This window comes from Nocardioides albertanoniae (assembly GCF_006716315.1).
In the GTDB taxonomy this organism is placed as follows: Bacteria; Actinomycetota; Actinomycetes; order Propionibacteriales; family Nocardioidaceae; genus Nocardioides; species Nocardioides albertanoniae.
This window is the reverse complement of the sequence record NZ_VFOV01000001.1, coordinates 697,435-713,123: the sequence shown is the minus strand read 5'-3', so window position 1 is coordinate 713,123 and position 15,689 is coordinate 697,435. Positions and strand designations below refer to the sequence as shown.

Here is a 15,689-nt window from a genome sequence, read left to right as displayed (position 1 = left end):
AAGGCGACGACCTGTGACCCACCCGAGGATGTGACCGAGGATGACCCCACGAGCCGGTCTTGTGATCAAGGTGGCGGCGCTGCCCGTCGCCGCCGCGACCGCTGCCTGGACGATCCACGCGATCCAGGACTCCCCGTCTCCGGCCGCGTCGGCCGACGTGGATCGGGTGCCCGTCGTCGAGGTGCCACGGCAGGAGCTGCTGCCGCCGGTGAGCGTGTCGGCGATCAAGCCGGCCGCGAAGGTGGTGCCGACGCTCGCCGCCAGGCCGGCCGGGTTCGCCGCCGAGGCAGCCGCGGGGCTCATCCCCGAGCCCGCTCTCGCCGCCTATCAGCGCTCGGCCTCCGTGCTCGCCGACGCCGACAAGGGCTGCGGGCTCGACTGGTCGCTGGTCGCCGCCATCGGACGCGTCGAGTCCGACCACGGGCGGGCCGGCGGCAACCAGCTCTCCGCCGCAGGCGTCGCCACGCCGGGCATCTACGGGGTCCCCCTCACCGGCGCGGCCGGCACGACCCGCATCACCGACACCGACGGCGGCACCTACGACCGCGACACCACCTACGACCGCGCGGTCGGGCCGATGCAGTTCATCCCCTCGACCTGGTCGGAGGTCGGCGTCGACGCCGACTCCGACGGACGCCGCGACCCGCAGGACGTCGACGACGCCGCGCTCGCCGCCGCCGTCTACCTCTGCTCCGGCTCCGCCGACCTCTCCACCGATGCCGGCAGACGTGAAGCAGTGCTGCGCTACAACCACAGCGATGCGTACGTCGCCACCGTCTTGAAGATCGCCGACGGCTACCGGCTCGGCCAGTTCGAGGTGCCCACCGGTGTCGTCCTGCCCGCCGAGCAGATCCCTGAGACGCCCGACGATCTCGAGCCGCTCAGCGCAGCCACCCCTGGTGCGCAGCCGCCTCGACGCTCTGCCGCCGGAGGGTCGGTCCCGGCTCGGCCGGGCGGAGCGAGCAGCACGCCGGGCGGGGAGGGTTCGACCAAGCCCGGCGGCGGGTCCACCACACCCTCGTCGCCCGACCCGTCCGACCCGGAGCCCGGCGACGGTGGCTCCGAGGACCCTTCGGAGAACCCTGACCCGACCCAGGACCCGTCGGAGAACCCTGATCCGACCGAGGATCCCACCGAAGATCCCGGACCCTCGGAGCAGCCCGACCCGACCGAGGACCCGGACCCGACGACGCCGACGGAGGAACCCACCCCGACTCCGACAGACGAGCCCAGCGAGACCGCTTCCGCCATACCGTCGGACGGCACGGCGTAGCGCCACCAATCCGGAGCATCGACCGCACCGAAGCCCTGTCGACGGCGGCGACGGCCGGCGCCGAGAACCATCGAGGGGCCCTGCGGACGATGCGCGACAACATAAAATCGGGTTACAACCCACCTGAGTGCGGGCAGACTGGACCTGCTGATGACACCCCACCGGGAGACGCCTGATGCTCAGCCACAGTGACCGCCTCGCCGCGCACGTCGCGCGCCTCGGCGAAGAACATCCCCCGATCCCGATGGAGTCGGTCGACTTCACCGTCCACGACCCCGAGGGCTTCGGGGCGCGCTTCGGGCACGTGCTCGACTACATGGCTCGCGTCGAGCTGGAGGTCGACCGCAACGTACTCGAGATCACCACGATGCTGCCCGACCCACCGGAGATCGACCAGCTCTTCTACGCCGAGGTGTGGCAGCCGCAGGAGGTCCAGCACGGGCTGATCCTCGACCGGCTCCAGCAGGTCGTCGGGCGCCCGCCGGCGACCACCGACCTCGAACACGTCGGGCTGAAGCTGAAGGTGCTCGGCCTGCTCGCCCACCTGGAGCCGTTCCAGGACGTGTGCCGGATGCTCTACTACCTGACCGGGATGGCCACCGAGCGCTCGGCGGTCATCGCCTACAACCTGATGCACGACGGTGTCGTCGAGAGCGGCGAGAAGGCGGTCGCCGAGACCGTCATCGCGCCGATCAAGCGCCAGGAGCCCGGCCACTACGCCTTCTACCAGCTCTCCGCACGATCACACTGGGCGACGCTCGCCGGCTGGCAGAGGTGGCTGGTGCGACGCATGCGCAGCATCTCCTTCGCACCCGTCGGGGTCAACAACCCGACGCAGCTGGCCGACTTCGGCGACGTGATGGAGACCCTCGGAGTGCACCATCAGGGCCGCGACCTCGCTGCCGACGTGGCGCGCGTCGAGCAGGAGCTGCTCTGGGCCCGCAGCCGTGGTCTCGCGGTGCCCGACTACGTGGCGCGTGCCTTTCGGGACGCGGTCGAGGCAGCCGAGGCGCGGGCGGCGGCCTGAATGTTCACCGAGTCACCTCGGTGAACGATCGCCCCTCACCCGTGCCATTTCGAGACGAGCAGCGTGACGGTGGCGCCCTTGAGCGCGCGGCCACCAGGCACGGTGCCGACGACCTTGCCGGCCTTCCAGTGCGACTTCACCCGCTTGCCGACGGTCGGTTTGAAACCAGCCTTCTTCAGCCGGGCCGACGCCTTGCCGACCGAGAGGCCCTCGACCTTCGGCACCTTGACGCCCTTGCCGTTGATCACGCCGGCGCCGGGGCGTACGAAGTTCTGGTAGCCGACCTTGTTGTCGACCGCACGCATGGCGTCTGCCCACATCGGGCCGGCGACGGTGGAGCCGGAGGCCGAGGCGATATAGGTGCCGTTGAGGCGCTGCCCGTTGAGCGTGACCCAGTTGCCGTTGTAGTCGGCACCGGCGATCATCGAGGCGGTCGCGAGCCTCGGCGTGTAGCCGTTGAACCACACCGCCATGTTGGAGTTGATCGTGCCGGTCTTGCCGGCCGCCGGCACCTGCAGGGCGAGCTTCTGGCCGAATCCGCCGGGCTGCAGCAGGCCGCGGAGGATGTCGTTCATCGCGTCGGCCGTGCTCGTACGCATCACCTGCTCGCACGAGGAGGCGTACTCCTTGATCGCCTTGCCGTCCGGACCGATGATCTCGGTCACCGGCCGGGAGTCGCAGTGTTTGCCGCGCGCACCGAACGTGGCGTATGCCTCGGCCATCTCCAGCGGGCTGACGTTGGCCGTGCCGAGGGTGAAGGCCGGCACCCGCTCGAGCCCGGGATCGGTCAGCTCGACGCCCATCTTCTGGGCCAGCGCGTAGGGCGCGCAGACACCGGTGAACTGCTCCATCGCGGCGTAGAAGGTGTTCACCGACTCCCGGGTGCCGGTGTAGAGGCTCTTCGGGCCCGAGGTGGTCGAGTTGCTCACCGGCCACGGCTCGGAGTTGAACCTGCCCTCCCCGGGACAGTTGGCGAAGGAGCTCTTGTTGAAGGTGCGCTTCGGCGGCGAGGAGATCTGCTGCTTGAGCGGGAAGCCCTTCTCGATCGCGGAGGCGCCGACGAAGACCTTGAAGGTTGAGCCCGCCTGGAAGCCCTTGGCGTCTCCGTACTTCTCCGGCACCAGATAGTTGAGGTAGGACTCGCCCTTGCGGCGGTTCTCCCCCATCGGCCGTGACTGGGCCAGCGCCTTGACGTCACCGGTGCCGGGCTCGACCATCGCCAGCGCACCGACGGCGTTGTTGGTCGCCGAGACGTGGCTGCTCACCGACTTCTGGGCGGCCTTCTGGAACGAGGCGTCGAGCGTGGTCCTGATCGTCAGGCCGCCGGTCTGCAGCAGCCGCCAGCGCTCGGCCTCGGTCGCACCCAGCGATTCGTCGGCCAGCAGCCACTGCAGCGCGTAGTCGCAGAGGAACTCGGCCGAGGACCCGAAGCAGCCGTTGCGGTTGCTCTGCACATCGAGCCCGAGGTCGGCGTCCTTGAGCTTCTCGCCGTCGGCACGGGAGACGTCGCCGAGCCGGATCAGCCGCTCGATCACCAGGTCGCGACGGGCGATCGCGGCGTCGGGGTAGTCGGTCGGGTCGTAGCCGGTCGGGTTCTTCACCATCCCGGCCAGCATCGCGGCTTGGCCCCACGACAGGTCGGCGGCGTCGACGTTGAAGTAGTGCTTCGCGGCCGCCTGCACGCCGTAGGCGGAGTCGCCGAAGTAGGCGGCGTTGAGGTAGCGCTCGAGGATCCAGTCCTTGTCGTGGTTCTCCTCGAGCCAGATCGCATAGCGCAGCTCACGGATCTTGCGTGCCGTGGACTTCTCGATCGCGGCGGCCCGCTCGGCATCGGTGTCGGCGCCGTAGACCAGCGTGGTCTTCACCAGCTGCTGGGTGATCGAGGAGCCGCCACCCTGCACGGAGCCCGAGGCGGAGTTGCGCAGCAGCGCCCGGAGCGTGCCCTTGAGGTCCATCGCGCCGTGCTCGTAGAAGCGGCTGTCCTCGATGGCGAGCAGCGCCTTCGGCATGTTGGGCGAGATCTGGTCGAGCGGCTTGTAGGACCGGTTCTGGTCGAACAGGGTGGTGATGAGGTTGCCGTGCGCGTCGAGGATGCGGGTCGTCTGCGAGAGCTCGCCCATGTCCATGTCGAGCGGCATGTTGTCGACGGCCTTGGCGCTGGTCTTCGCCGCCACCCCGGTCATGTGGATCAGCGGGAGCGCCAGCCCGGAGGCCACGAGCCCGGTCACCGCGGCCACGCCGATGAACGCCGCGAACCGCATCGCGACGCGATGGAACGGCATGGTCAGTGGGGGTTTCCGGGCCATAGGACTACCAAGTTACCGGCGGCTCAAGCACGCGGGAGATCTGCCCCACCGGTGCCCGGGGCCTGATGCTCCGGGAACGCGGCTTCGGCTGCGACCTCGTCGACGAGCGTGGTGCGGCCGAAGGCCTCGCCGAACGGGGTCAGGTGCACCGAGCGGCGCACGATCTTGGCGAACTTCACCGAGTGCAGGGCCTCCAGCACGTCGGGCTGGGCCTCGAGCACCTGGTATTCTAGCGGGTCGGCGAGCGGCTCCTTGGAGAACCACACCAGCCCGAGCCGGAAGAGGTTGTTGAGATAGGCCGGGACCCGCTCGGGATAACGAGCGCCGCTGCGTCCGGCGATCATGTTGAGCCCGGGCGCGATCATGGTGCTGCCGACGAGACCGGCGGGCCCACCGGTGCGCACGTCCACCGAGGGCTGCGGCCCCGCCTTGAGCAGGTAGAGCAGCATCCGCGCCTCGTCGGGCGCGAGCTCGTCGAGGATCCGGGCGTACGCCGGGTGCCCCTGCTCGTCGGCCCACACGTCACGCGAACGATCGAGCAGGTCGGCCCCGCGGCGGCGCAGCACGGGCAGGGAGTCCTCCGACGTCTCGGCGTCGTGGGTGCGGGCCAGCACGATGTCGCCGCCCGTCGACTCGTGGTCGGCCTCGGTGAGCTCCAGGGTCGGCTGCTTGCCGGCAGGCAGCACCACCCGGGCCGCGGTGCCGGCGACGAGCCCCACCACCTCGGCCGTCTCGCGCATCAGCCCGACACGTACGTCCTGATCGACCACGGCGCGCGCGACCCGGATGCCGGTGCGGGCCGAGGAGCGCACGCCCCATCCGGCGGTGTGCCAGGCAGCATCGGCCGCCACCCGCGCCAGGCCGGGAACGGTGTCGGCGACGGCGGAGGCGGTCGGCATGACCTTGCCCAGGAGACTCATGTGGGAAAGATTAGAAGGTGAAGGAAGCCGCCCGCGAGTCCCATGATCGCCCCGTGGGCGTAGAGCATCCACTCGTCCTCCTTGATGGCCGATCTCATCATGTCCACGAAGTCGCCCGGCGGCAGCTCCTTGGTGCGTCGCGCGACCAGGTCGCGGATCTTGATGGCCTGGTGACGGCTGAAGCCCGGATCGCGGAACGGCACCAGGGTGCGGTCGGCGGCCTCGGTCGCGACCGAGCTGCTGATGCGGTCGAACCTCTCCGACCCGAGCGCGATCCGCACTGCACCCCGGTAGGGCCCGGCGGCCCGGTCGACGGCGGGAGTCAGCGCGTTGACCAGGAGCATGCGGGTGGCGTCGCCGCGGGGGCCGTCGAGGAGGAAGTCACCGATGCGCTCGAGCGTGATCACGTCGGTCGCGATGATGTCGGCGTAGACCTCCGCGGCCTGCTCCTGACGCCGCGGGAAGAGGCCTTGCACCTTGATCCCGAAGATGCGGCGCGGCTCGGCGGGCTCGAAGATCAGCCACATGCCGAGCAGGTTGGTCACCCAACCGACGACCACACCGAGCACGGGCAGCAGCCACCAGATGTGGAAGGTCTGGTCGATCAGGGCCACCGGCACGCCGAGCAGGAAGCCGAAGATGAACCCGAAGGCGACCATCAGGTTGAGCTCTCGCTGGCCGAAGTCGCGGAAGATCCTCACCACGAGGGCAGGGTGCTTGCGGAAGTGGTCGATGACCATCAGCTTCGGGTCGAGGAGCTGGTCGATGTGCAGTCCGATGTCGTCGGTGACCTTGTGCACGATCGTGGGCAGCTGCGCCTGCACGCGGGTGATGATCGCGCCCTTGACCGCCTGCGGAAGGTCGCGCCAGAGGCGGGGATGCTCGCGCATCATGATCTGGTCGACCAGCTCGGGCACCTCGGGGCGGAACGTCTCCACGATGTGCGTGGCGATCTCGGAGGGGCCGAGCTGCTGGTAGAAGTCGCTGGGCGTGCCGAGCTTGGCGATCGCCTTGTCGACGGCGATCGAGCCCATCTTCGCCGCTCGCGCCGGGATGATGCCCTGCCAGCCGAGGCCGCCCTGCGCGAAGCCGGGCACCTCCTGCAGCTTGTGCGGCAGCACCGTGGTGAGCTCCTTGAGCCCCGGCACGCGGAAACCCTTGAACGAGAGCGGCGCGAAGAGCATGTAGAGGCCGGACCAGTTGATCAGCCAGCCGATCACGCCGGTGAAGACCGGGATGGTGATCAGCGAGAGCCAGTGCACGTGGGCAGCCCAGCTCTCGAACCAGCTGGTCAGCGATTCCTGCCACTCCGGCGACATCCGTGCTCCTTCCGCCCGAGCTGCATAGACCGTCGGATGCGTACCCTACCTACAACGAACGCCAACACCCTCAAGCGTCCGGCGGCGCGTGGTGCACAGGCAGCTCGTCGAGGGCGTCGCCGCCGGCGAAACAGGCACGGGCGAAGTCCTGACCGAACGGGGTCAGCAGGATCGAGCGCCGCTTGATCCGGGTGCCGCCGGTCGAGTGGACGGCCTCGAGCACGTCGGGCTGTGCCTCGACCACCTGATAGCGCACCAGGTCGGCGACGGGGTCCTCCGACTGCCGCACGAGCCCGAGCCTGGTCAGGTTGTCGAGATACTGCGGCACCAGCGACGGGAAACGTACGCTGGCCTGCGGCCCGATCATGGTCAGGCCGTGGGCGACCGTGCGTGAGCCGCGCAGCGCCCCGAACAGGCCGCCCTCGACCACGTCGACGGCCGGCTGCGGCCCCTCCTTGAGCATGAGCACCAGGACGCGGGCCTCGTCGGGGGCCAGCTCGTTAAGGATCGCGACGAACGCGGGGTGACGCTCGTTGTCGTCCCATACGTCGCGCGACCTGCGCAGCAGCTCCTCCCCCGTGCGGCGCAGACGCTCCGGGCTGGCCGCCGGTGCGGCGCCGTTGACCCGGGCGGCACGACCCTCCATCGCCGTACGCGCGTTCTCGGCGGCCGGCAGGGCGTAGCGCTCGAGCAGCCCGGTGATCGGGTTGCCCGTGGCGACCCGCTTCGCGAACCCGGTCACCTGACGCGCGTTGCTCGCGACGTCCTCGCTCAGCCGCACGGCCTCGTTGGGGTCGACGACCGCCTTCGCGACGCGACCCACCGAACGGGCGTACGTCTTCAGACCCCAGCCCGCGGTGTGGGCGACGGTGACCGCGGAGATCCTGAGCAGGCCCGGGAGCGCATCCCTCGCCTCGTCGACGAGACCGCCGCTCGGGGCCGGCGTGGGCAGGTGGTGCATGCCCTCGCGTCCGTCGACCAGCTCCTCGGCCGGCTCGCTCGGGCGGCCCGGCCCGGTCGGCCCGGTCGGCCCGGCCAGCTCGGCCGGCTCCGTCGGGGCCCGCGCGGGCCCCGGCTCGGGGTTGATGTGCAGGGTCTTCACAGCACGTTCCACCAGTCGAAGACCGCGACGTGCAGGAACCCGCCCGCCAGGCCCATGATCGCCCCGTGGGCGTAGAGCAGCCACTCGTCCTCCTTGATCGCGGCTCTCATCATCTCAACGAATGTGCTCGGAGGCAGGGCCCGACACCGCTCGGCGATCAACCTTCGGATATTGGCCGACTGCTTCACGCTGAAGGCAGCGTCACGCATCGGCATGAGCGTGTAGTCGACGGCACTCTCGGCGACCGAGGACCGGATCGCGTCGAACCTCCGCGTGCCCACCGCCACCCGCACCGCACCGTAGGCAGGCCCGACCGCGGCGTTGACCGCCGGCTCCAGGGCCGAGGCGAGCATCTGGCGGGTGCGGTCGCCGCTGGCCCCGTTGAGCAGATGGTCACCGATGTGCTCGAGCGTGATCACGTTGGCGGCGATGTGCTTGCCGTAGACGTCGGAGGCCTCCCACTGCCTGCGCGCGAAGAGCGCCTGGATCTTGAAGGGGCCGATCCGCCTGGGATCGGCGGGCGCGAAGATGAGCAGCATGCCGAGCAGGTTGGTCGTCCAGCCGACCAGCACCCCGAGGATCGGGAGCAGCCACCAGATGTGGAACGCCTGGTCGACCGCGGCGACCGGGATGCCGAGCAGGAAACCGAAGATCGCGCCGAAGACGACCATCATCCGCAGCTCGCGCGCGCCGAAGTCCTTGAAGATCCGCACGATGATCGACGGGTCCTTCTCGAAGTTCTCGATCACCATGAGCTTCGGGTCGAAGAGCTGGTCGATATGCTCGCCGATCTCCACCATCACCTCGCCGACGACGTCGGGGAGCCGGTCCTGGACCCGCTCGACCACGGTCGTACGCAGCGGCCGCGGCAAGTCGCGCCAGAACCGCGGGTGCTCGCGCCACATGATCTCGTCGACCAGGAACGGGATCTCGGGCCGGAACACGTCGACGATGTGAGCCGCGATCCTGTCGGGCTCGAGCTGCTCGTAGAGGTCGCTGGCCGAGGCCATCCGCGAGAGCGCCCGGTCGACCGCGATCGACCCCATCTTGGCCGCCCGCGCCGGCACGATGCCCTGCCAGCCGAGACCACCGCGCAGGACACCTGGGATCTCCTGCACCTTGCGCGGCAGCGAGCCGGCGATGCGCGCGAGCCCGGGCACGACGACCCCGTGGAAGTGGATCGGTGAGAACAGCATCCACAGACCCGACCAGTTGATCAGCCAGCCGATCACGGCGGTGAAGACGGGGATCGACCAGAACGCGACCCAGTCCGTCCCCTCGACCAGGTCACTCCAGCCGGAGAGCACATCGACGACGCTGGTCACGGGCTCGATCCTGCCCGACGCGTCATAAAACTGGAAGGACCCGGTGGGTCCGTCTCGGGTCGGCACCACCGGGTCCGCCGCAGTTGCCCCGACCATATGGGGGTTGGTCCGACATCCGCGGCTTACTCACCAGTATGCGCCAATACCACCAACACCGGCTGTACCCAAAACCCACAACTCGCCAACAATTCTGTCAAGCGATCAGTAGGAATCTGGCAGCCCCGTCACTACCCGCGCTGACGCCGCCACACGACGACCGCCTGGCCCGGGGAGGGCTGGCGGACGGCCGGAAGTCTGCTCGGTGAGGCCTGCGCCTGAGACGCGGCCGCCAACGCCTGGGCCAGCGCCTCGCGCGTCGCAGCCAGCTCGTGCACGAGCTCCTCGTTGCGCCTGCGCACGGCATCGACGTGCTGCTCGAGCGAGAGGATGCGGCGCACCCCCTCGATGCCGATGCCGGACGCGGTCAGCTCGGCGATCGAGCGCAGCAGCTCGATGTCGTGGAACGAGTAGCGCCGGCCGCCGCCCCCGGTGCGTCCCGGGGTGATCAGACCCATGCGCTCGTAGGTGCGCAGCGTCTGCGGGTGGAGCCCGGTCAGCTCCGCGGCGACGCTGATGACATAGACAGCGGCGTCGGGAGCCGGGTTGCTGTAGCCGGGCGTCTTCGGGCCCTGCTGTCCCGCTCGTGCCTCACGATCGTTCATCACTCATCACGAATCCTCGAGAAGAGACGTACGCAGCGGTTTGTCGGCGGTCGCCTTGCGGTAGGCCTCGACGGCAGCCTTGGCATCGGCGTCGAGCACGGCCGGGATCTGCACCTCGACGGTCGCGAGCAGGTCGCCCGTGGTGCCGTCGGAGCGGCGGAAACCCTTGCCCCGCACCCGGAACGTACGCCCGTTGGGGGTGCCCGCGGGGATGCGCAGCGTCACCGGTGAGCCGGTCAGCGTCGGCAGCTTGGCCTCCGCCCCGAGCGCCAGCTCGTCGAACCCGACCGGCACGTCGATGGTGAGGTTGTCGTCCTTGCGGCCGAAGACCCTGTGCGGCGTGACGTGCACGGTGACGTAGAGGTCACCGGACGGGCCACCGCTCTCGCCGGCGCCACCCTTGCCCTTGAGCCGGATCCGCTGACGGTCCTTGACCCCGGCCGGGATGCGCGCCTGGATGGTGCGCGCGGAGGTGCCGCGACCGGAGCCACGGCACGTCGGGCAGGCCTCGTCGTAGATCAGCTGGCGGCCACCGCAGCGCGGGCAGGTCTCGTTCATCGAGAACGCACCGCCGACGGAGTTGACCACATAGCCCGCACCCTCGCACTCGGGGCAGACCCGCGGCTTGGTGCCGGGCTTGCCGCCGGTGCCGTTGCAGTCGGGGCAGGCGGCGTCGGAGGTGAGTCGCAGCGAGATCGTCACACCGTCGAGCGCATCGGTGAACCCGATCGTGGCGCTCGTCTCGACGTCGGCACCCTTGACCGGCCGCGGCCGCGGAGTCGTACGCCGCCCGCCGAAGCCGCCGCCGGCGCCGCCCCCGAAGAGGTCGCCGAACATGTCGCCGAGGCCACCGGGGCCGGTCTGCGCCCCACCGCCTCCGAAGAGATCCTCGAAGTTGTAGCCGCGGCCGGCGCCACCGCCGAACCCGCCGCCGAAGCCACCCGAGGCGCCCAGCGAGCGCACCTCGTCGTACTTCTTCCGCTTCTCCGGGTCTCCGACGACGTCGTAGGCCTCGGCGACCTTCTTGAAGGTGTCGTGCTTGGCGTCGTCACCCGGGTTGGAGTCGGGGTGGTTGGCCCGCGCGAGCTTGCGATAAGCCTTCTTGATCTCGTCGCCCGAGGCGTCCTTCTTGACACCCAGCTCGGCGTAGTAGTCCTTGTTGATCCAGTCCGGCCGGATCCCGTCCTTCTCTGCCACCTAGCCCCTCCTCCCTTGGTCTCGGTGGCCGCGTCGCCCGAGACGATCGTCCCGGGCGACCCGGCCACCCACTTTTGTCACTCCGGGTCGACGACCAGGACCTGTGCGGCCCTGACGACCCGCTCACCGATCATGTAGCCGGCCTTGGCGACCAGCTTCACGGAGGTCTCCTCGACCTCGGGGTCGGTGCCCATGTGGCTGAGCGCCTCGTGACGGTTGGGGTCGAAGACATCGCCCGGCTCGCCGAACTTCTTCAGACCCAGATTGGTCACGATCTTCTCGAGCTGGTCGGAGACGGCCTTGAAGCCGCCCTCGACCTCGCCGTGCTCACGGGCACGGTCGATGGTGTCGAGCACCTCCACGATCGGCGTGAGCACCTTGTAGGTCGCGTTCTGCGCGACCAGCTCACGGTCACGGTCGACCCGCCTCTTGTAGTTGACGTACTCCGCCTGAAGACGCTGCAGGTCGGTGGTGAGCTCGGCGACCCGCTTGTCGACGTCGTCGGTCACAGGCTCCTCACTCTCCTCCACGATCGCGGCCTCGTCGTCAGCCTCGGCCGGCTCCTCGTCGTCGAGATCCTCGACGGCGATGTCGTCAGCGTCGTCGGCGGCGTCGCCGGCGTCGTCCGCGGAGCCGCCGACATGCACCTGCGTCGGCTCGTCGTCGGAACCGTCCTCGGACGACTCGGACGGCTCGGCCTCAGCAGACTCAGCCTCGGTCGACTCAGCCTCGGTGGGCTCGGCGTCGGTGGGCTCGGCCTCTTCGGCCTCGGTCTCGGGTAGCGGAGCCTCGGAGGCCGTCTCCTCGACGGCCTCCTCCGCCCCGCTGGGGCGGCGCTTCGTCACTTCTTGTCGCCCTCTTCACCTGCGGCGTCGCCGGTCTCGCCCTCGACGGGCTCGTCGACGATCTCCGCGTCGACGACGTCGTCGTCGGCCTCACCGGTGGCGCCGGTGGCACCGCCGGCAGCGGACTGCTCGGCCTCGGCCGAGGCGTACATCGCCGCGCCCATCTTCTGCGAGGACTCACCGAGCTTGGTGATCGCGGCCTGGATGGTGTCCTTGTCGGCCTCGGCGTCCTCGAGCACCTTCTTCAGCGCGTCGAGGTCGCCCTGCACCTCGGTCTTCACGTCGTCCGGGACCTTGTCGCCGGAGTCGGTGATGAACTTCTCGGTGGTGTAGACGAGGCTGTCGCCCTGGTTGCGGATCTCGATGGACTCGCGACGCTTGGCGTCCTCCTCGGCGTACTGCTCGGCCTCCTTGACCATGCGGTCGATGTCGTCCTTCGACAGCGCGGAGCCGCCGGAGATCGTCATGGACTGCTCGCGGCCCGAGGCCTGGTCCTTGGCGGAGACGTGCACGATGCCGTTGGCGTCGATGTCGAAGGCGACCTCGATCTTCGGCACGCCACGCGGCGCCGGCGGGAGGCCGGTGAGCTCGAAGTTGCCCAGCGGCTGGTTCTCCGACCACATCGGGCGCTCGCCCTGGGCGACCTTGATCTCGACCGACGGCTGGTTGTCGTCAGCGGTCGTGAAGATCTCCGAACGCTTGGTCGGAATGGTGGTGTTGCGCTCGATCAGGGTGGTGAAGACACCGCCCTTGGTCTCGATGCCGAGGCTCAGCGGGGTGACGTCGAGGAGCAGGACGTCCTTGACCTCGCCCTTCAGCACGCCGGCCTGCAGCGCGGCGCCCACGGCGACGACCTCGTCGGGGTTGACGCCCTTGTTGGGCTCCTTGCCGCCGAGCAGGCTCTTGACCAGCTCGGTCACGGCCGGCATGCGGGTCGAGCCGCCGACCAGGACGACGTGGTCGATGTCCTTGAGCGCAACACCGGCGTCCTTGAGGACCGACTCGAACGGCTTCTTGGTGCGGTCGAGCAGGTCGGCGGTGATCTTCTGGAACTCCGCACGGGTCAGGGTCTCCTCGAAGTGGAGGGGGCCGGACTCACCGTGGGTGATGTAGGGCAGGTGGATGCTCGTGTTCTGGCTCGAGGAGAGCTCGATCTTCGCCTTCTCGGCGGCCTCCTGGAGGCGCTGGGCGGCGATCTTGTCGGCGGCCAGGTCGACACCGTTGGCCGACTTGAACTTGTCGACCATCCAGCTGACGACGGCGTTGTCCCAGTCGTCACCACCGAGGTGGTTGTCACCGGAGGTGGCCTTGACCTCGACGACACCCTCACCGATCTCGAGCAGGGAGACGTCGAACGTGCCGCCACCGAGGTCGAAGACGAGGATGGTCTGGTCGTCGCCCTTGTCGAGGCCGTAGGCCAGCGCGGCGGCGGTCGGCTCGTTGACGATGCGGGAGACGTTGAGGCCCGCGATCTCACCGGCCTCCTTGGTGGCCTGGCGCTGCGAGTCGGAGAAGTAGGCCGGCACGGTGATGACCGCGTCGGTGACGGGCTCACCGAGGTAGGCCTCGGCGTCGCGCTTCAGCTTCTGCAGCACGAACGCGCTGATCTGCTGGGAGGTGAAGTCCTTGTCGTCGATGTTCACCTTCCAGTCGGTGCCCATGTGACGCTTGACCGAACGGATCGTGCGGTCGACGTTGGTGACGGCCTGGCGCTTGGCGACCTCGCCGACCAGCACCTCACCGGACTTGCTGAACGCGACCACGGAAGGCGTCGTACGGGCGCCCTCGGCATTCGCGATGACGGTGGCCTCGCCACCCTCCAGAACCGAGACGACCGAGTTGGTGGTCCCGAGGTCGATACCGACGGCACGTGCCATCTTGCTTACCTCCGCATGTTGAAGCTGTGTGTATGTGGGATCCGGGTCGGCCTGAGGACGGGCCCGAAAGACCGGTTCGGGGCCGCCTCGCGGCGACCGCCGAACCGAGTCTGACAAATAAGTTGAGCCGATTCAACTCAACTTCGCTCACACGTCACAACGAAGGGCGTACGCCGCCTATTCCGCTGCTCGAGCGGTCGCTTCCGAGCGGCCGGTGCGACCGGCTCGTCAGGAAGCCGGGATCCAGTCGAACGTGTCGGGGTTGGGGCCGGCGCGGCCGGCCTCGCCCTTGTCGAGGGCCGCGAGGGAGGCGACCTCGTCGGCGGTGAGCTCGAAGTCGAAGATCTCGAGGTTCTCCTCGAGCCGCTCGCGGCGTACGGACTTGGGGAAGACGATGTCGCCGCGCTCGATCTGCCAGCGCAGCAGCACCTGGGCCGGCGACTTGCCGTGCGCCTCGGCGATCACGGTGACCGCCGGGTCGGTGAGCTCGCCGCCACCCTGGCCCAGCGGCGACCATGACTCGACCTTCGCGCCATGGGCCTGGGTGGCCGCACGGGCGGCCTCGTTCGTGAAGTAGGGGTGCACCTCGATCTGGTTGACCGCCGGCACGACGCCGGTGGCCGCCACGATCTCGTCGAGGTGGTTCGGCTGGAAGTTGGAGACGCCGACCGAGGTCGCCAGGCCCTCCTCGCGCAGGCCGACCAGGGCCTCCCACGTCTTCGCGTACGCCCCGCCGTACTGCGTCGGCAGCGGCCAGTGGATCAGGAACAGGTCGACCCGGTCGAGGCCGAGCTTCTCGAGCGACTTCTCGAGCGATGCCTTGGCTGCGGCCGGGTCGTGGTGGGAGTTGTTGAGCTTGGTCGTGACGTAGACGTAGTCGCGCGCGAGGCCGGCGCTCTTCAGCGCGGCGCCCACACCTGCCTCGTTCTGATACATCTGCGCGGTGTCGATGTGGCGGTAGCCGACCTCGAGGGCCTCGCTCACCACCTGCTCCGCCTCGTCCTGGGGCACCTGCCAGACGCCGATGCCGAACTGCGGGATCGAAGTGCCGTCGTTGAGCTTGTTGGTAGGAACAGTCATACCTAGTGACAACAGGGCAGATCTCGCGCTATTCCAGACACGCCCGGCTCAGCCGATGGTGACGCTCACCTTGTTGGAAACGGCGCCGGAGTCGACGTCCTTCATCCGGAACTTGTGGCGGCCGATGCGTCCGGACTGGATCTTGGTGGTGAACTGCTCCCCGGTGACGCGGACGTCGGAGATGCCGAACTCCTTCCAGGTGCCGCCCTCGCGGCGCTCCAGCCGCAGGATGGCGCCCTCGCCTCCCGGGTAGATGCCGGTGAGAGAGATCGTCTCCATCGGCTTGGCCGAGACGGTGCCGGCCTGGAGCGTGATCCGCTTCTCGCCCGTCGACTTCTCGTCGGAGGTCTTGTCGGCGGCGTTGTCGGCAGTCGTGCTCTTCGAGGCCTTCTCCGACGGCGAGGCGGAGCTCGAGGCGGCCTTCTTCTCGGTCGCGGTCGTGGGCGAGGCGTGCAGCGTGATCGCCGGACCCGTCGCGGTCTTGGTCGGCACCGGCGCCGGCGCGTAGAGGGTGGCACCGGCATCCGGGTCGGTGGCCCGGTCGGTGGACTCGCCGCTGCCTCCGCCGCCGAAACCGACGACGTTGGCGCCGACGAACATCGCGATGCCGGCGATCAGCCCCACGCCGAGGGCGACGGCGACGAGCGCGGTCACACCCGCCACGATCGGATGGCGCGTGCCTCTGCTCGGTTCTACCCCCACGTATCCATCATGCGG

General features: G+C 69.2%; 13 protein-coding genes. 2 read left to right on the top strand and 11 right to left on the bottom strand.

The features are described 5' to 3' along the window. Positions 1 to 40 precede the first annotated feature (40 nt). Positions 41 to 1,273, top strand: coding sequence for a lytic transglycosylase domain-containing protein (locus FB381_RS24415; protein WP_211352314.1), 1,233 nt, complete (start codon positions 41 to 43; stop codon positions 1,271 to 1,273). A gap of 175 nt (positions 1,274 to 1,448) precedes the next feature. Then, positions 1,449 to 2,300 (top strand): GTP-binding protein LepA, encoded by an 852-nt coding sequence (locus FB381_RS03350; RefSeq protein WP_141778974.1) that lies wholly within the window; start codon positions 1,449 to 1,451, stop codon positions 2,298 to 2,300. Positions 2,301 to 2,335: 35 nt separating this feature from the next. Here FB381_RS03350 and FB381_RS03345 read toward each other — a convergent pair whose 3' ends face one another. The 11 genes from FB381_RS03345 to FB381_RS03295 all read right to left on the bottom strand — a co-directional run bounded on the left by FB381_RS03345 (position 2,336) and on the right by FB381_RS03295 (position 15,626). Continuing rightward, positions 2,336 to 4,582, bottom strand: a complete 2,247-nt coding sequence (locus FB381_RS03345) for a transglycosylase domain-containing protein (protein WP_246087941.1) — start codon at positions 4,580 to 4,582, stop codon at positions 2,336 to 2,338. Positions 4,583 to 4,629: 47 nt separating this feature from the next. Then, positions 4,630 to 5,526, bottom strand: coding sequence for an Abi-alpha family protein (locus tag FB381_RS03340; protein WP_211352313.1), 897 nt, complete (start codon positions 5,524 to 5,526; stop codon positions 4,630 to 4,632). Beyond that, entirely contained in the window at positions 5,523 to 6,845 is a 1,323-nt protein-coding gene (locus FB381_RS03335; protein ID WP_141778972.1) for a DUF445 domain-containing protein, read from the bottom strand. Before FB381_RS03335 ends, FB381_RS03340 begins: the two co-directional genes overlap by 4 nt. A 70-nt stretch (positions 6,846 to 6,915) precedes the next feature. Beyond that, positions 6,916 to 7,947, bottom strand: coding sequence for an Abi-alpha family protein (locus FB381_RS03330; RefSeq protein ID WP_141778971.1), 1,032 nt, complete (start codon positions 7,945 to 7,947; stop codon positions 6,916 to 6,918). Beyond that, positions 7,944 to 9,272 (bottom strand): DUF445 domain-containing protein, encoded by a 1,329-nt coding sequence (locus FB381_RS03325; protein ID WP_211352312.1) that lies wholly within the window; start codon positions 9,270 to 9,272, stop codon positions 7,944 to 7,946. Before FB381_RS03325 ends, FB381_RS03330 begins: the two co-directional genes overlap by 4 nt. A gap of 227 nt (positions 9,273 to 9,499) precedes the next feature. Next, on the bottom strand, positions 9,500 to 9,973 hold the full coding sequence (locus FB381_RS03320; RefSeq protein WP_141778970.1) for a heat shock protein transcriptional repressor HspR: 474 nt from the start codon (positions 9,971 to 9,973) through the stop codon (positions 9,500 to 9,502). Between the two features lie 6 nt (positions 9,974 to 9,979). Further along, a complete protein-coding gene (locus tag FB381_RS03315) occupies positions 9,980 to 11,170 on the bottom strand; it encodes a DnaJ C-terminal domain-containing protein (protein ID WP_141778969.1) in 1,191 nt (396 codons plus the stop codon). 77 nt (positions 11,171 to 11,247) lie between these two features. Beyond that, entirely contained in the window at positions 11,248 to 12,015 is a 768-nt protein-coding gene (grpE, locus tag FB381_RS03310; protein WP_141778968.1) for a nucleotide exchange factor GrpE, read from the bottom strand. Next, on the bottom strand, positions 12,012 to 13,892 hold the full coding sequence (gene dnaK, locus FB381_RS03305) for a molecular chaperone DnaK (protein WP_141778967.1): 1,881 nt from the start codon (positions 13,890 to 13,892) through the stop codon (positions 12,012 to 12,014). The genes grpE and dnaK overlap by 4 nt, the downstream gene beginning before the upstream one ends. A gap of 228 nt (positions 13,893 to 14,120) precedes the next feature. Next, positions 14,121 to 14,972: an aldo/keto reductase gene (locus FB381_RS03300; RefSeq protein ID WP_141778966.1), complete on the bottom strand. Its 852-nt coding sequence runs from the start codon at positions 14,970 to 14,972 to the stop codon at positions 14,121 to 14,123. A gap of 48 nt (positions 14,973 to 15,020) precedes the next feature. Next, positions 15,021 to 15,626 (bottom strand): hypothetical protein, encoded by a 606-nt coding sequence (locus tag FB381_RS03295; RefSeq protein ID WP_141778965.1) that lies wholly within the window; start codon positions 15,624 to 15,626, stop codon positions 15,021 to 15,023. Between the last annotated feature and the right edge of the window lie 63 nt (positions 15,627 to 15,689).